The sequence below is a fragment of the Marmoricola sp. OAE513 genome, from assembly GCF_040546585.1.
Classification (GTDB): Bacteria; Actinomycetota; Actinomycetes; order Propionibacteriales; family Nocardioidaceae; genus Marmoricola.
In genome coordinates this window covers 2,733,505-2,750,982 of record NZ_JBEPOC010000001.1, presented here as the reverse complement: position 1 = coordinate 2,750,982, position 17,478 = coordinate 2,733,505, and the positions used below count along the sequence as shown (strand labels likewise).

At 63.5% G+C, this 17,478-nt stretch carries 7 protein-coding genes and 1 pseudogene; all 8 read right to left on the bottom strand.

Annotation, left to right across the window (positions count from 1 at the left end; genetic code table 11):
* Nucleotide 1 precedes the first annotated feature (1 nt).
* Complete coding sequence (gene dpdD / locus ABIE44_RS13770; RefSeq protein ID WP_209716581.1) at nt 2-2,140, bottom strand: protein DpdD; 2,139 nt, start codon at nt 2,138-2,140, stop codon at nt 2-4.
* Between the two features lie 53 nt (nt 2,141-2,193).
* Nucleotides 2,194-2,724, bottom strand: coding sequence for a phospholipase D-like domain-containing protein DpdK (dpdK, locus tag ABIE44_RS13765; protein WP_209716584.1), 531 nt, complete (start codon nt 2,722-2,724; stop codon nt 2,194-2,196).
* Nucleotides 2,721-7,097, bottom strand: a complete 4,377-nt coding sequence (dpdJ, locus tag ABIE44_RS13760) for a protein DpdJ (protein ID WP_209716587.1) — start codon at nt 7,095-7,097, stop codon at nt 2,721-2,723. The genes dpdK and dpdJ overlap by 4 nt, the downstream gene beginning before the upstream one ends.
* Nucleotides 7,094-7,777, bottom strand: coding sequence for a hypothetical protein (locus ABIE44_RS13755; protein WP_209716590.1), 684 nt, complete (start codon nt 7,775-7,777; stop codon nt 7,094-7,096). The genes dpdJ and ABIE44_RS13755 overlap by 4 nt, the downstream gene beginning before the upstream one ends.
* 3 nt (nt 7,778-7,780) lie before the next feature.
* Nucleotides 7,781-10,852, bottom strand: a complete 3,072-nt coding sequence (locus tag ABIE44_RS13750) for an ATP-binding protein (RefSeq protein WP_209716593.1) — start codon at nt 10,850-10,852, stop codon at nt 7,781-7,783.
* Nucleotides 10,849-11,751 (bottom strand): hypothetical protein, encoded by a 903-nt coding sequence (locus ABIE44_RS13745; RefSeq protein WP_209716596.1) that lies wholly within the window; start codon nt 11,749-11,751, stop codon nt 10,849-10,851. Before ABIE44_RS13745 ends, ABIE44_RS13750 begins: the two co-directional genes overlap by 4 nt.
* A gap of 3 nt (nt 11,752-11,754) precedes the next feature.
* Nucleotides 11,755-14,208, bottom strand: a pseudogene (gene dpdF / locus ABIE44_RS13740) (protein DpdF); the annotation flags it as partial.
* Between the two features lie 72 nt (nt 14,209-14,280).
* Entirely contained in the window at nt 14,281-17,385 is a 3,105-nt protein-coding gene (gene dpdE, locus ABIE44_RS13735) for a protein DpdE (RefSeq protein WP_209716612.1), read from the bottom strand.
* Nucleotides 17,386-17,478: the final 93 nt, after the last annotated feature.

The window sequence follows — 17,478 nt, the reverse complement described above, 5'->3', positions numbered from 1 at the left end:
CCTAGCCCTCGAGAGAGCTTTCCAGGGCGCGCAAGAATCCGGTCACGCCTTTCTGTCGCGGCAAAATCTGCTGTGACTTCGGCCGAACTTGATCAATCGCACCTGTCGCCTGGTGGGCGGCGTGCCAGGTATCGACGATCAGATGTTCGGCTCGCTCGGCCAGGTTCGTCAGAGCGGCTGTTGCGGTCTTGTCGTCGTTGCCGACGACCTCGCCCGGGTTGCACAGCGCTTTCAAGCGCGTGCTGAATCGCTGCAGAGCTTGAGGAAGCAGCGTATAGAGCCCGACGACAGTCCCGTCCAATCGCGACCACGACGACACGTTCTCGTCGCCCGCCGGCACCACTGGGAGCGGAATGGCGGGGAGGCCGAAGTCTTCGGCGAGAGACTCGGTCACCACCCGTTGCAGTCGGCTCAAGCGATCCAAAGAGCGCAGATAGTGAATCACTGGCGCACCGAAGGCGTTACGTACCTGCGGGTCTGGAGCGCTGGCGCCTGCACACGTGTCGAGAGTTTCCAGAGCCCAATCGACGTGCTGCCGGGCCTTGATCCGGTCCCACAGGACCGACGTCCTGGTCAGTACCTCGGTGTAGGACTCGACGGTTGGACCGGCTCCCAAGATCGCCTCGAACAAGGTTCCGTAGGCCTCCCGGACCTGGGAACTCATGTTTTCCTGATCGGCCAGGAACTCCAGCACAGTCTCAGTGAACAAAGCGCACGACGGATGCCCGACGACATCGGCCGCGACTCGACAAAGGATGTCGAGACCAGCTCGCAACTGTTGCTCGTTCGCCGTGCCGATCGCGCCCAGTACGCCGTCAGCGACCAACGACACGTGGTCGGCGGTCAGTTCGCTGAGCGGCTGCCACCCGGCGTACTGGTTGCGCAACGTCGTAGCAGCGTCGCCCCAGACTTCATCGGCGCCGATCCGCTGGGCCCAGGCGACCCAACCGGAAGTGACATCGGCGACAAGATCATCCAGCGCGCTGATATCGAGCGCCAATCGTCTTCCGGGTTCTACATCCCCGCTGCTAACCCAGTCGCGAACGACCTGGAGTACGTCTCCTGCACGCTCGTGTCCACCCAGGTCGAGTACTGCTTGAACAGCGAAATCGGCGTCACCAGGAAGAGGCTCGGCGAGGAAGATCTCAACGACTCGCTTGTAGCGGGCCTCGTCGAAAGCGAGCCGAATCGGGGCGACTTCCGGCTCGGGCTCGGGCTCCGGGTCCGGCTCCGGCTCCGGATCGGGCTCGAACTCCGGCACAATGGAGCCTGCGGGCGCGCTCAAGGCTGCGAGCGCCCCGGCTTCGTCGGGGTCGAGGACCGCGCGGAGAATCGCCTCCTGGCGTTCCGCGTCATCGTCGGCAAGGGCGGTGAGGTAAGCGAGAATCCGACCCTGAGGCGTCGACGGCACCTCAATCGACCGCAGGATGGCTGTGTACCGGCCAACGATGTCCTGCGACGCGAAGACGCTTGCGACAGAGGCGAGTCCCAGGTGGACAGCGACCTGGGTTGCCCAAACCATCTGGAGCATCGACTCGGTCACTACGCGAGGACGACGAGCTTGCATGAGAACCGCGATGTACGGCAGGTCCGCCATCTCCTGCCATCGTCCGAAGCAGGCCAGCAGTTCGATCGTGAGGAAGCGGATGTTCTCGGCGCTGAGCTGCCCGGTCAGTACCAGTTGGTCAAAGAGCCGCTGCGCGCCGACTCCGTCCTGGCTGAGCATTGCCAGGCGTACGTCGCGAAGGAGATCAACGTGAGTGGGATGGATCTCCTCGATGGTGGCTGGGCGCCCTGCCACGGTGGCGACAAGGTTTTCGAGGCGAGCCAACATGTCGAGGCGATCGACCTGCTGGGAGCGCCGGATATAGGTAGCTTTGGTCAGGCCTAGGTCGACCCAGGCTGGCGGCAGTTGCCCCTCAAGCATCTCGTCGGGCATCGAGACCAGGCGGGCGACACCGGGACCGAGGAACCCGTTGAGCACCTCACGGCCACGGCGCTGTCCTTCCCGGTCCTCCGAGAAGAGATAGAATCCCATCGATCCAACCGCCGGCTGCCAGGGCATCACCAGCCAGTTGCTCCGGCGCGGAACATAGATGTCGACCTGCTTGGCGACGAGCGCTTCGATCCGGTCACTCATGTCGCCGTATACCGAGTAGTCGCCTACCAGGGATTGCGCCGCAGTAGCCAGACTCACAGCACTCCCCCGAACCGGTCGAAGGCGTCCATCTTTGCCTGGGCAACGAACTTCTGATCCAAGCGCAACTGGACCATCTCTTCACGGACCTCGATGCCGTTGTAGGTGATGTTCATGCTTCCCGACAGTGCGAAATCATCGCCGGTGATCGCCTTGGTATGCAGGTGCTCCGAAGGATCGATCGTGATCGTGATCCGATCGGAGACCCGCAGGTCGTCCCCCAGTTGCGTGAGTCGCTCTACGAAGCGGGTGTTGTGCGGATCTGTCGTTGTGCCGACCACGACATGGCAGCCGCGACTGGCGAGAGATACGAGCACTTCGGTGAGTCGGACCCGTCGCTTGCCGAAACGCGAGAGAGCACTGAAAGTGCCGGCCGAATTGTCGATGAGCTCCACGTCGGAGATCCACGGCGAAACCAACCACAAGCATTTCCCTGGAGCAGCGATCTCGGCGGCAAACAGTCCGGCGAGCAGGTCCGCCGCCTCACTCGCGCTCGCGTTCTGTGACTTCCGAATCACCCGGTTCACAACCAGGCCTCCCGCAGTAGCACACGCGCCTCGATGTACTGGCCGGTCTCAGCGACAGCTGTGACCAGAGGATGGAACATCAAGGGTCCAACTTCGACAGGGACGGTGTTCAGGTCAAGGATCGCCCGGCGCAACTGCGATCGCTCAGCGCTGTGAACTCGGACGATCGCCTCGCGTGCTCGCACCAATTCTGCGTGCACGGTGCGCCTTTCTTCGTCGTTCCAAGACGCAATGTCCAGCACCGCAACTGGAGGCGACCAATGGTCGCGGACGACATCGACGGCCGTCGCAAGCACAGGCGCGTACGGGTTGTACGAGGCCACGGAGCGAATGCTCTCACCCCATGGCCAGAGCACATTGCTGACCACACGGGCTCGCTCAACCGCGGTGGGTTGCTGCAAATGCAGGTACGGGTCGACTTCACTACGACCTGCGAGCAACACAGCCAATGTGCGGGGATCGACCGCGAAACCGCTGTCAGCGAGCGAGCGGTCACGCAGGTCCATCCATAGCGAGACCTCGTCGATCAGCCCTGGGTGCGCGCCAGGCCCAGCAAGCCGGGTCGAGAGCGCGGTCCGTGCCGCATGTCCCAACTCGACGCCGACACCTTGCAGTGCAGATTCCAGCCTCGTAGTCGCTGCGCGCACTGCCTGGTGACCTTCCCGCCAGGCCCCCGCAAGCTCCTGAATCGCGACAGCAACCTCATTGTCGGGCGTCGAAAGCAGGGATCGGAGCTCAATGTCCATCAACTCCATGTCGGATGGCCGGATAGCGTCTCGAAGAGCCATCCCCAAGTTGTCTGGGTTCTCGGCCATTGCCCGCGAGAGAGCCTCAATCTGTCCGGTGCCACCCGGCGACTGCTCGGAGATCACGAACCGACTCTCATCCTCAGGGTGAAGGTCAACGGTCAACTCGTCCGCGTCGACCCCCGAGCCCCAACTGGTCAGCGAGGAGAGCAACAAGTTGGCGGCGCTCAAGGTGTGTCGTCGCCGAAGCCAGGCGAGCCAGTGTTCCGACCTGACGTCAGAACGCGCTTCGACTAGAACGTCAAGAAGTAGGGCCTGGACGACGCCGTCCATCAACCAGTCCGCGGCCGAACTGTCGACGTCTTCACGAGTGACGCCGAGCAGCTCTGAGGTGGCAATCAGTTCTCGCGCGAATGCCACACGGTCCGGTGAGTCTTGTCGGGCGCCCGCCCACGTGACAGCGACCGCTCGAAGAACCTCTGCGACGGCGCTACGGTCGAACGAGGTCATATCTGCGGGGAAGGCGTCACTGGTCAAGACCTGATGCTCCATCCAGGCCGAACGCTCGTCAGGGCTGGGCGGATCGTTGAACGTCGGAACGGCAACCTGGCCAATCAAGGCATCACAGTGGATCTCCACTCCAAGTGCGGCGGGCACGAAGCTGTCCGCATCGCGCTTGCCGAAACGGATCCGCTCGACCTGCGGCGTGCCGTTGATCCGAAGCACCCCGGTCGCATCGGCCGTGTAACGCATCAGCCGGACGCCACCGCCCTGGACATGCAAATGCGACGAGAGTTGCGGAATCAAGGTGGTCACCGATGGCGGCAGAGTCAGCGACACTCCGGCGCCCAGTGGCGTCACCGCGAACTGCCAGTTCGCTCGCATTGACGAAGAGTCGGACACGTTCGAGTCGACCGACGACAACGTGACCGCCAGAGGGGCGAACACGGTGACCGCCTGGCCGGCGACCTCGGTCTCGTCGACCTGGGTACCACCGTAGGTTGCGACGTCTACCCATCGGACGCCGTCATCGTCTCGGTCTTCGGGAAGCGGGACCCAATGCCGCTTGTGGGTGGCCCAGACCCCGAAGTGCCGCGACACATTGCCAGGCAGGAACTCGCGGATGGCCCGCAGCGCAGGCAAATGCTCACTTTGGACCTCATTGCCCGCCCACGGCACGGAGAAGGAAACGTCCGGGACCATCAACTCGTCGAAGAGGTTGCCCGGGACGAAATCCCGCAACGGAGTCCGATGCTTGAGCCCGGAATCATCGGGAGTCGGACGCTCCCCCTCCCACTGGTCGATCAGTCTTCGGCGCAGCGTCGGGATTACCCCTGTCAGTAGCGGGCGAGGCGCCTCCCAGAAGATCTGGTCAACTATCCGCTCGGCGTGCGGCCCGTCGCCGAGGGCCAAACTCCTGCGCAGGTGCCGACGCAGGAGGTCACGCTCAGTTCCTTCTCGCAACAACCGCCCGAGGAGATCGGCCATCGCAGTCTGCTGCGCACGGGTCCCTGGCACCTTGTTTGCGTTCTTAGGGTGCAGGAGATCCGCCGGGCCACTGCCGAGAGCCCACGAACTCTGGTACTTGAGATCGAGTTCCGCCGCGAGCCAATCGAGGAGGCTGTAGACCGCCTGGATACGGAGAACGTAAAGGTTCTCGATCGGCAGAGACCGAGCCGGAACGATCGGGCTGAACAATGCGTCGTAGGCGTCCCACGCATCTCGATCCCGGCCAAAATTGCTCAGCACAACTACGGTCCAGGGACGGGTGGCTGCATTTCGGCCCGCGCGGCCCTTGCGCTGCAAGAACTGCGCCACGTCGTGCGGAGCCTTGTGTTGGAGCACGGCGCCGACACGGTCGTCGTCGAATCCGACCTCCAAACTGGCGGTCGCGATCACGATGTCTGCGTCAGTCGCCACGCCGCTGTCCTGGGAACTTGTGCGGTCTAGCTTCTTTTGAACGTCGCCGTCGACGTCGTGTCCCAAGAGCTCTGCGAGCCACCACAGTTGTCCGTCCTGGTCACGCTCGTCAGCGGCTTGCCGTTGTCCTACAGCCAACTGGTCCTGGCTCGGAGAGCGCAGGTGCGCAAGCGTGTGGGGGTTGTGACTCGGATTCGGGCGGCCAGGCCAGGACCAACCCTCAGCATCGAGCAGGTCCCAGAACAACCGGTTCGTGCTGTCGAGCTTGTCGGTGAAGGCGAACAGCCGGGTTCCGACCAGCCCTTCAGAATCGATCGGCGGGTTGAAAGGGTTTCCGTGCAGGACGTCGAGGCTGCGCGATAGCGACATCGCTGCCTGGATCGAGGCGGACAGTGGACCTGTACTGCTGTGCGGGTCATGGCGCAGGGCAACCAGATACTCCGCTCCAGACTCCTCGAGTTCGCTGAATGCGGGCTCGATCACGGTGACATCGCCCGGGTTCAGGTCGACGAGGCGTCCAAAGAAGTCACCGGCATCGGTCAACGTCGCGGACAGGCCGGCCCACACCACCTGTTTGCCGAGGGCCTTGCGGAGGCGGCGCAGCAACACCGCGTTTTGAGCACCCGTTGTGCCCTCGTAGGTGTGGATCTCGTCGAGGAGCACGGCCCTGAGACTTTGCGTCGAGATGCCGAAAGCGCGCAGATTCTTGGGGACGGACAACTGCCGGTTCAGCGATTCGGTGGTGCTGAGCATGATGTCGGCGGGGTTCTTCTGGGCCGAGTCTCGCGTCAGGCGTAGCACCGAACCAGGAATGACGGTGGCGCAGGAAGGCTCCAAGCACTCCAGACGCTCCTCCTTCGCACTGAGCGCGGCCTTGGGCCAGATCAGTTCACCCGAACAATTCGGGCACCGCAGATGGGGACAGAGGTAGCCCGCCCCCTGAAGACGCCACTGCTCCGAGACATAGAACGATGCCTGCGGTGTGGGGCCGAACCAACTGGCAATGCTCAGCGGAGTCGAACCGGGAACCCGTGCCATCAGGTCCAGCGACAAACCGACCAACGTCTGCAATTGGTCCTTGAGTAGTTCGTTACGAGGGTAGAGCGCGAGTGCCGACGTCTTTCCGGACTGGGGTTGAACATGGTCGGACAACCAGGCGAGCAGTGGAAGGTAGAACGCAAGCGTCTTTCCGCTGCCTGTGCCAGCGGTGACGACGACACCGGCTCGCGGGTTCGGCGAATTCAGGGCCGTCAAGATCGATGCGGTCGATCGCTCTTGAAACGCCGACAATGTTGGCGGTGCCAGCGCTGTGACTGTGGCCTTGCCAGCCGAACCGAGGGCGTCGCCGAGACCGGAAACGACCTGGGCACGATCAATATCGCGACGTGGACGGCGGCGGGGGCGCTGCAGGAAACGGTAATCGAGCACCAACGGCCGGCCGTTGAGGATTCGGTCGTCGCGGAACGCTTGACGGAGGGTCGCCAGCAGGCGCATCGTCTCCGCGCTCCGGGTCCTATACCCATTCGTGGGAGTCGGGACGAGCAGACCGAGTCGTTCCAGATCGGCGAAGAGCGCCGGGCCGTCCCCGTGATCGGCCAGGACCGCCTCAGCCTCTTCCCGGGTCCACTGCGCGCCAACTGCTCCCCAGGAAAGCAACTCGGCCTCGCGCAGTTCGAGCACGGTCAGTGCCGCCTGAATATCACTCATCCCTCGGTCGGGCTCCCCGCCACGATCCGGAAGCTCTGCTCCGCCCCGTTCGAAGCGAGCCATGACCGAACATCTTCGGTGAGCATCGCTAGCGACGCTCCGTCGCGAGCAACCGCAGAGAAGAACTGACGAACGCTGTCTGGCTTGAGAGCGGCCTCCAGGTCGTTCAGACGGGCTTCTGCCTCGTCTAGAAGGTCGAACGCCGCCGGGGTCGGGAACTTGTTGGTAGCGGGTACCAACTGGTGCAACACGTCCTTCAGCGCCGCGGCCAGCGGCGCAACACTTGCGACGGCTGCCAAGGTCCCCGCCAGTTGGAGCAGGTCGGGGACCGCGCCCATACGGCCACTTCCATAGGCCGCCCAATCCGCCATCGCCTTGTTTTCGGCTGCAGTCACGTACGAGTTCAGTACTCGGCTGAGCGTCCCCAAGTTGCCCTGAGTCGGCTCCTTCGCGGCGGCCTTGAGCGCCTCAAAGACCTCGGGAGATGCGATGTAGCCCTCGAACCAGGTTCCGCCTCCGGCAGTGGTGGCGCTGCTCAAGGCCGTCAACTTGGCAAGCGGGGCGCCCAGGTTGCGTTGGGCCTCGGTCAGCGTGTCAACCTGCGTCTGCACCTTGGCGGTGTCGGTCGCGGCAGAGACAGCATCAGCCGCTTCGGTCAACCATGCCGGCATCGTGGTCATCGGTCAGCCCTTCCCGGTGAGATTGTTGACGATAGCGTCGAGGTCGGCAATCTGGGTCTTCACGACGGTGCGCAAGCCCTCTACGTCGCCGGCGGCGCTTCCCGTTCGCAAGCACTCCTCCTTGGTTTCTTTCAGGCACCGCTGGATGACGCGGAGTGCACCGGCCAACTGAACAAGCCGCCGCCCGTTGTGTTGCGCCTGGAGTACCCCTGCCGGGCCGGCCGCGATTGTCAGGACCGGCAATGTGCCCGCATGGGGTTCGAGGACTTTGACCGCGCTGCTGAATTGACCCCAACCGTCTGAGGGTCGGAAGTGCCCGCTCTTCTTGGCGGTATCGCCAATCTGAAGCGCCTGATCCGCAACCACCGAAGGCGCCAGCCCACCTAGACCGTCGTTCAAGAAGGCGACAGCGCCCTCGAGGTTCTGCCGCTCGGCATCTGCAGCCTCCTCCAGTGCAGCCAGTAGGGCAGTGGCCCGCAGTTCCAAGGCAGGCTCAGGCTTCGTGTCCTTGACTCGTCTCAGCGCTTCGACCGGATCGCTGAGCCAGGACTCAAGTGCAAGGTCGAGATCCGGTGTGTCGACCAACTGGGCGGCACCTGCCGAACCCTGCCGAACTGCGGCGAACTCTGCTACGTAGACCTGGGCATCGAGTCCGAGTGCTTGCTCGGCAGCTACTTGGACCTTCCCCCACGGTCCAGCGGTCGGCGCCGTGACCGGCGTACGAGCGGCCAAGACGTCTGCCGTGGAACGGAGCCCCACGAGGTCATGCCCGAGCGCAGCAAGTGCCACCGCGCGGATACCCACCGAATCGGCGGCGAGGGACTGGCCGCCTGAAGCCTGAAGGAACCTGTCCCGAGCTGCAGCAGCCCACTCGTCAAGAGTCGATTCGAGTTGAACCATCAGGTCTTCGGGCTTGAACCCCGCCGGCCACTCCCAGATTCCCAATGCAGGATCGAAATGCCCGTGATCTCGGAACCAGCGCGCCGCTACGAGGATCCGCACCGTCTCCGAAGTCGGCTTCAGGTCGAAACGCACCGAGTCCTTGCCAGCACCGGCGCCGCGGGCGCCCTCGAAGTAGAACGACGTCTGGTTGAGGATCTTGGCGAGCATCGCCTTTCCATGGCCGTTGTGGACGTGCACCAGATCCTGGTCCAACTGCAAACGTGACTGCGTAAGCGCAAGAAGCGTTGCGCGGTAGTAATTCGCCTCATCCTCGATCAGCGTGCCCGCACCGTTCTGCCACTGCCACAGCGGCTCCAACGGGCTCGGTTGCAAAGACACGCCGAGCGCAACCGGGGCCGTCTTGGGAGTCGCCGTAGGGACTGAACTGCCGGCCTTCGTAGTCGCGACCTTGGCGGTACCACTGGTCAGCGAGAACGCCTCCTCGATCCCAGCGGGGAGAGGCACGACCTCGTCACCCCAAATGAGGCGGGCCAAATAGGCGCGATCTCTTTCGGACGCCGGTACGCCATCTACTAGGGCATCGGGAGCCATGATCGCGTGCCGATCGAAACGATCTCTCACTCGATCATGCGGATAGGTGCCATCGGCGATCCGAGGGTCTGCCTCGGTGAGGTTCGTCGAGATGCACTCGTCGAGTACCAAGCGCGGAGTGCCTTCGTCCCCGAGATGAGTGATCGCACGGCGCAGTGCCGGAACGCTGTACGGGTACAGGCCGACGTCTCCGAATCCCTCGATCTCGACCTTTCCGAACGACGCGTGGCAGGTGTCCAGGAACTGGCAGGCCTGACCCTCATTCCGCGTGGCGCAGGCGTTCTCCATCCACGGGGTATCCGCATTCTGACCACTCTCGGTCCAAAGCTCGCGGGTGCGGGGCGCACCAACCCGGACCAAGTTCAGGTAGCGACCCACGAACTTCTGCGGATCCGAAAGAGCCGAGCCCCCGACCTCGAAAACGTCTGTCACCCGGGTCGAGACGGTCTTGTCCATTCTGGCGAAGGCGCCATCGGTGACTGCGAACACCACGCGCAATGGCGCGACCTCGTCACTCGGTGCCGTGGCGAACTGGTCGTACAGTTCACCGTCGACGAGGCCAAACTGAGTCAGGTCCTCGAAGATCAGTATGAGTTCGCGGCCCTCCGTCTTCAGAATCTGCCGAGATCGCCGGAAGAGCCCGTCCAAGGTGTCCCCACCCGAAGCGGATCGGAGGCCGAGGGTGGCCGGCACAGCCTGCCGGAGGGCGTCCTCCAGCAAGGACAGTGCGTCGGTCGGGTCGGTGGTGATCATGCTCCACAACTCGGCAAGGTCTGGACGACCGCTCAGCGTCCGCCGGATCCCTGCGACACGCACCGGCAGGTCTTCTTCCGTGAAAGCCTCCTCACTGTCGTCGCGGCGCGAGGTCTCGTCGTAGTACGACGCCACCAGTCGGTCCAGCCGACCTCCTTCACGCAGGAGTGCCTTGCTAACCTGAGGCTCCTCCAGGAGATCGGCAAGGCCGTCGCGGCGACGACCCTGCTCGTCCGGGATGCCAAGAATGTTGTTACGGTCCTCCCGCGCCTGGGCCTGCTCGGGAGTCTCGCCTTCCTCAGCGGGCAGCGGTTGAATCGTCCAGTTCAGCGCAATCCGCATCTCGTTGACCAAGCGGTCCTTGAGTTCACCCGGGCTCGCCTTGCCGATTGCGGCGTCCACCCGATCCAGGAGATCGGTGCCCTCGACGCCCGGCAGGTCAGACACGATTTTGTGCAGCAACGCCCGCAAGGTCTGAACGGCCCTGGGCACGTAGAGCACGCGGTAGCGGTCGTCCTCCCGACTGACGTGCGCGTTGACCCAACGCACCACATGGCTCTTGCCACTGCCTGACTCGCCGGTGACCGCAATCAGGGTGTTGCGTCGACCATCGCCGACGTCCGCCAAGAGAGTCTTGAGGACTTGCGCCTCGCCCGCGGCGTTGACGTCGGTCTCGGTCCCCTTCTTACGGTCTAGTTCGACCGGGGTGTGAGCTGCCAAGAAAATCGCGTCGGCGTCACTCGCCAGCGCACCAATGTCAGAGAAGACCGTGCCGGCGACCTTCTCGCCGCTCCAGCAACGGAACTTCTCCATCGTCTCGTTACTCACGCCGCCACCCCCGTCACCTTGATGATGCCGACTTGGCGCGAACCGCCGCCGAGACCCACCGTGACGACACCCCGGCCGTCGTCGGCCGACTCCAGGGCGAGCACATCACGCTTCTCTAACTTGAGCAGCCCGAGCGATACGGCCGGCGGGATGTCGTGCCACCCCGTCCGCGGCGCGGGCAATGCCGCCAGCAGCGTGCTAGCCCCGAAGATCGGGAGGCGTTTGCGCAACGCCGCGAGCCATTCTCCGGCTCGCTCGCTCGTCGGGAGATATGCCAGCGAGTCGGCGATAGCGGTGGAAGCATCAGCCACGACCACTTTCGCCCCCGGGACGTCGACGCTTCGAGCCAGACCTAGAGCAAGAATCCAGCGCTGGAACGATCGCCACTGTTCCGCGTTTTCAACGGCCTTTACGGCCGTGCCGTCCGCCATTGCCAACTGCCCAAGGGTCGCTTCCGCGCCATTGCCGAACACGGCCCCCAACGGTTTCAACGGATCCTGCTGGAGGAACCAAGCCATCCCTAGAACGAGGTCCGCGGGCTTCTCCTTGGCTGCTAATGACGCCATGGCCTCAGCGTTGATCCGACGCAGGAGTTCGGCTCGGAACCATGCTGCCGCGTCGCTTCCGGCCGCCGCTATCCCTTCCGCGATAGCCGGCTCCACGCTCCAAGCCGAATTCGAGTCTTCGACAATCGCGCCGATTCCAACGGCAACCTTGAGCGAGGTCGCCAGCGAGTCGCTGGCCTTGCCCTGGTCATCGTCGCCCTGATGTTCGGGGAGAGGACGAACAGCACGACGCAACTCAACGCCGGTGATCGGACCGCCCGCGCGCGCCAAGTGGCGACAGATCACATAGATCGCCCCGGCACTCGCTGTCGCGTTGCCCTTCAAGTAGTCCACGGTTCAACCCTTCCTCAGAAGCTCAATGGCGGTCGCCCCCAGCGAGGCGGGAATGTCACGTCCGAGTTCCTTCCCGGCAATGCGGGTGCTCTCGGGAACAAGTAAGACATCGATAAGTTCGTGACCAGACGCATCTCGTCTCGGGGCAGCAGAGCGCGATAGCCAGCTACGCGGAACCGCATCTCCGACCGCGAAGCGCGAGAAGCTCGAGACTGGCGCAAGGTTCTCTCGCGCCAGAGGCAGTTGGTCGCGAAACAGCGGAACTCCCAGCGGTGATTTCGGTACCTGCTTGAACTCACCAGCCAGATGTTGCACGCCCTCACGCACCAGTGCGGTGGCCAACTCATCGGCCAGGTCTTCCCCTGGTCGTTCGATGAGAACCACCAGACCGTTCTTCGCCCGGGAGGCAGCCGCGAACGAGCGCAGCCCGTCACTCAAATCGGCGGATGTCGCCCAGACCTGTTGGGGCCGCGGTGGCGGGTCAACCTGGACAGCGAGTTTTGCAGCACGACACCCAGGGCACCGCCCGCAGGGACCGAGCGGCTTCATCCAGTGCAGGCGATCCGACCAGGCTTCCGAGAGAGCAGGATCGGGCGCATAGGCGGCAGTAATACCATCGCAGGCGCGCAGGTCGCCGCTGGCCACTTTCGTCATCGCTGCAAGGGCATTGCGGGAATGCGCTGACTCCCGCTCGCGCCATTGCTCCCACGGCCCGTCCCAGAAGCCGGGCGCGTTGAGCTCCGCCGAGATCAGTTCCACCGCTACCCAGTCCGACGTGACCGCGTCATCCCCTACGAGCAGGTCCCGCAGTTCGTCGACGCCGACCAGGCGACGCGATAGTTGTTTCAACTCCACCAACCCCTGGATGAGTTGCGCGTTCCAGAATCGGTTGTAGTCACCCTTGCCAACACCGGTGGTGCTCTCCAGGTTGATGTAGTCCTTGCCCTCGCGGACAGTGCGGTGGGTCCACAAGTTCTTCCAACGTTTGGCCGACTTCTCCGCCCCGAGAATCCGGACCGCGAGACTGGCCGCTTCGTCTCGGTCCGGGGGTGCTGTAAGGAGGAACTCGGCGCTCGCCGCGCCATCTCGACCACCTCGACCGATCTCCTGGTACCACCGGTCGACAGTCTCAGGCAGGCAGGCGTGCACGACGGATCGGATGCCGGGGTAGTCGATGCCTAGGCCGAAGGCAGACGTTGCCACTACTAGGTCAATAGCCTCGCCGTTTGGCTCAGTTGCCCTGATCTTGTTCAGCACGCGGGCCCGTTCGGCGGGTGCGGTCTCCCCAGTGACGACGGCGATGCGGCCATAGCCACGTGCCCGCAAGGTGGCGGCCCAGTCATCGGCATTCTTCGGCGCTGTGACATAGAGGACTGCCGGGCGCGGGACGTGAGCAAGCGCCTCCAGCACTCGATCGGCACGCACCTCGGATGTTTCAGACCGTGCAATCCAAATGTCGGGCTCCGACCGCAAGGCATTGGCGACAACAAGTGCACAGGGCCCCGGTTCTGCGAACAGCGAGAGCAAATCGGTCATCTCGGGGGCACCGAGAGTCGCACTGAGCAACAGCGTTACAGCTCGGTCGTGACCGTATTCTGCGGCGCGATTCAACAGGTCGCGACGGAAGTCCGCGAGCGTGCGGAACTCGGGCCGAAAGGATCGGCCCCACTGCGAGACCAGGTGCGCCTCATCGATGACGAAGCCGCGGAAGCGACCAGTCTCCGCAGCCCACATCATCGTCTGGCGCAAGCTCCGCGTCATCGACTCCGGCGAGGTGACGACGATCGGCAACTGACCCTTTTCGATCAGGTCCTTCATCTGAACCTTGACCGGATCGGGCGTGTTGGATGTCCAGGCGAAGTTCAACGTCTCCGGCTTAATCCGGGGGTTCATCTGTACGTAGAGTTCGCGAAAGCGCCGCTCGAAATCGGCGGCCAGGGCGAGCGTTGGCACGATGATGACCGTGACTCCGGACTTTTTCCGCGCCGAGAGGGTCAGTGCAATTTCAGTCTTGCCAGAACCCGTCGGAAGCATGCACAGGACCGTTGCTCCCTCGGGTGAGGAGATCGCTGCGCGACATGCTGCTCGCTGTCCAGCGGTGCGATAGGTCTTGAATGGCGTCAGCGCCTCGAAGAAGGGGTCGGCCAACAGAGGGTCTGGGTGAAACCGCTCCCCTGCCTGGGTGCCGGCGAGCGCAGCAGCATCACAGGGGGCGCTGCTCGCGTCGAGCCATTCGGGCGACCAGGGAGTCGCCGTCCAGCGGTTCGTCGCCGCCTCCAGAAGGCCGACGTCGTAAGCCACAGATCTCAACTTCTCGGAGACTTCGCTCTGAACGTCGACCGGCACTGCGCGGTCGTCGCGCAGCATCCAGCGTCGCAGCAGATGGCGTACGAGCACCGCGAGGTCGAGCGCAGTGGAGGCAGAGTGATTCAGCGCACCCATCAATCTTCGGTGTAGATCGTCGTCAAAGTCGACTGGGTACGGCCCCGCCCTCCGCTAGCGCTGCGATGACACGTGCCTCCTCCGACATCAGAAGTTGTCCTCTGGCCACAGCACACAGACACCGCACGAGGTCATCTGGATCGACTGCCGCTCGATACCAGCAATCAACGCCGTCCCGGCAGCTCTCTCGGATTCGAACTCGATCTGCGCGGCCTCACGCTCGTGCTCGGTCGGCAGGCGTAGCGACCGGGCCCGGAGGATCGCATCACGGCGGCGAGTTTCGTCTTGAGCAGCGCGCAAACCACGGCCGACCCGTTCAGCAAGATCGGCCGAGTCGCTCACGAGTGCGCGAGCCTGATCGGCACTCTGCTTGATCAGCTCGACCCACGCTGGGAACTCCTCGAGAACGGGCTTCCAGATCGGACCGCGCAGAACAACTTCGTCGCGCTTACTGTCGAAAGGAAGGTCAAGGTTTTCGCGCATCAGCTCGTCGGGGGCCGCCCCGTACGGATCGGTCCAGGTTTCGTACTTAACGGGCGGAAACAGGCCATCACCTCGACGCGACAACCTGCGCCTTGCCGCTCCGTCCCACGCCAGGTGCGCGTCATCGAACTCAACCAGGAACTCGCAGTGCACCCACAGAGCAGGGGTCGAAAGCCCAGCGACCGGGCGAACAACCGCATAGGCGCGACCGCGTTCATCGGCGCGAAGGTAGTCGTCCAGCCAGTCGACGAGCGGGTCGCCGATTCGGAAAGGAGCAACGGCGTACCTTTCGGCAGCCACTTCACGCGAATAGGTCTTTGGCGCCAGCAAGAGGGAATGCAGAGCCGGAATCTGGTCCTCGGGAAGGCCGATCTCCTTTGCCCCTCCAAACCGAATCACGCCGTCCTTCGACTCGACTGGCTTCATACCTAGTGAGCCGGTCCCCTGGGTCAGACGCTTGACCGCCTGGCGCAGAGGGTCATCATCGCCACCCTCATACTCGAGCAGTTCAGCGAAGGCCTCGTGACCGAAGGAAACTGCTGCGCTGACCGACTCCATCTCCTCGAGCAGTTCGATGTCATCGCGCTCGGTGTTGAGTTCCGCCCGCAAAGCGGAGACGTCGAGGTCGAGAGCACCAACACCACGAGCAAGGAGTTCGCCGCGGACCTTGTCGAGGACCTCCGTGAGCATCCGCTGGACAGTCGACACGGAACTATCAAACACACCGGTGCCCTCGCCAAGCAGGCGGATCTGCGCGGTAACCCAAGGACTGTTCGGCTCGACCAGAACCACAACCTCAGCGGGTTCAGGCCTCACTGCGTAGCGGTCAAGGCGGCCGATGCGTTGGTCGAGGCGACTCGCGTCCAGTGGCAGGTCGAGATTGATCAGGACCTCTGCCTCTTGAAGATTACGGCCCTCCTCCATTGAACGATCCGCAACCAGGACCACACCACTTGCAGCGTTTAGGAAGTCAGCGACGGCGTTGTCACGGACGTGCGCATGCATGTCGGAGTAGTGATGGAACACCGAGAACTCATCGATCTCTTCGAGTATCCGCTCCTCAAACGCATGAGCGATTGCGGCAAAGCTTGACGACACCACCACCTTGCAGCCTCGCCCGACCCGTTCCTGGGCGATCGCTATGGCTGCGTCGATACGTGCATCAATGCCGGCAATCTCGAGATGCGCTGCGGTCGACTCAAAGAGCGCTCGCACGGCCTCCGGCGGCGCCTTCGGCGAATGGGCCGGAAGGGCCGCTCGGTCACGCAAGAAGGTCAACAGCGCCCTCGGACCCGCAAGTGCGTGCAGCACCGCCTGAGCGTAGAGGTCTTCATGACGGCCGGCTTCCAACTCGAACCGGAGCAGGTCAAGGAACTCATCGGCGTCAGCGCGAGCAGCGTCATGGAGTTCGACGTAGGTCGGCTTGCGCCCGGCGACTGCGTATCCGTCGGTCAAGTCTCCTTCGCGACGATGGCGGATCATCCGCCTGCTCAGGCGATAGGTCTCACGGATGTACTCGGCAAGTTCAGTCCAGGCAGGAGCGAGGTTGTCCTCAACGTCAGCACAGGCGGCTGCGAGCTCAACAATATTGAGGTCGCCGGCAAACATCTCGAGGAGCGAGTCAACGACTCCGCGCTTCTGCCGCGCGCTGGCCCGGCGAGAGTTCAGCAACTGGAGTTCTCCCGCACTGCGCTCGCGTTCATTGAGCCTCTGCAGGAACGATTCTTCCGTGATGGATCCGAATGCGACTGGGTCCACCAGTGCGAGAAGGCGCCGGAAGACCCCCAAATCACCCCGCATCGGAGTTGCGGAGAGAGCCAGGAGAGCAGGCGCGTCGAGAAGTGCCTGGTGGGTTGCCGAACCGTCGAGAATCCTGTCGAGCAGGTTGTGGGCCTCATCGATGACGACCAGGGCCACGTGATCGAGATTCCATTGGTGCCCAAGCTGCTCGTGTGACATGACGACCAGGCGCTGATCCTCGAGCGCGGGCCCAAGCGCAAGGCGCCCGTGGAGCTCGCTGCGCCATTGGCCAACCAGACTGTCCGGCACAAGGACCAGTACCTCGGCGTCAGGATCGTCGATCATCACCTGGCGGATGACAAGACCGGCCTCGATCGTCTTACCGAGCCCGACCTCGTCGGCAAGGAGGTATCGAATGACCGGGTCGGCGAGAACACGGGCAACGGTGTCAATCTGGTGGTGGTAGAGGCTCACTGGAGCCGAGACCACCCCGGATAGTCCACGGGAGACCTGCCGCTGACGCACGAGTGCCGCGAGGAGGTCCGATCGCGCCTCGTGGAACACGGGAGCTTCACTCAGACCGTGCTGCAGCGCGGCTGACGGGTCGGCTAGCGGCTTGGACCAGCGCAAATAGAACTGGTCCTGGTACAGCAGGATCTGACGCGGGACCCCTACCAACGCAACGTGGTAGCGCCCAGTCGACGCAGGCATCTTGATCTCGCCTGCGTGCCAGCCGTAGGGAGCTCCCCGAACCCAGACCCTGGTGCCATTGGGGATGCTCCGGTCAATCAGGTCGGACGGTTCGACCAGGACCTCGTGCTCAGCAACCTCGGGGATGTCCACATAGGACAGCACGTAGGAATCTCCGCGCTTCTCCTTGCAGTATCCGAAGCCAAGGTCAGGGTTGGCACGGGAACGTAACCATCGGCCCACGAAGTGCGATGCGGGCTGAAGTTCCGGCTTGATCATGTGGGGATTCCCGGGCCTATCTGGGTCGGTCGGAGGGTGTTCTTGACCTTAGTGATGGGGCTCGACACATGGGCTAATTTCAAGAACGACGAG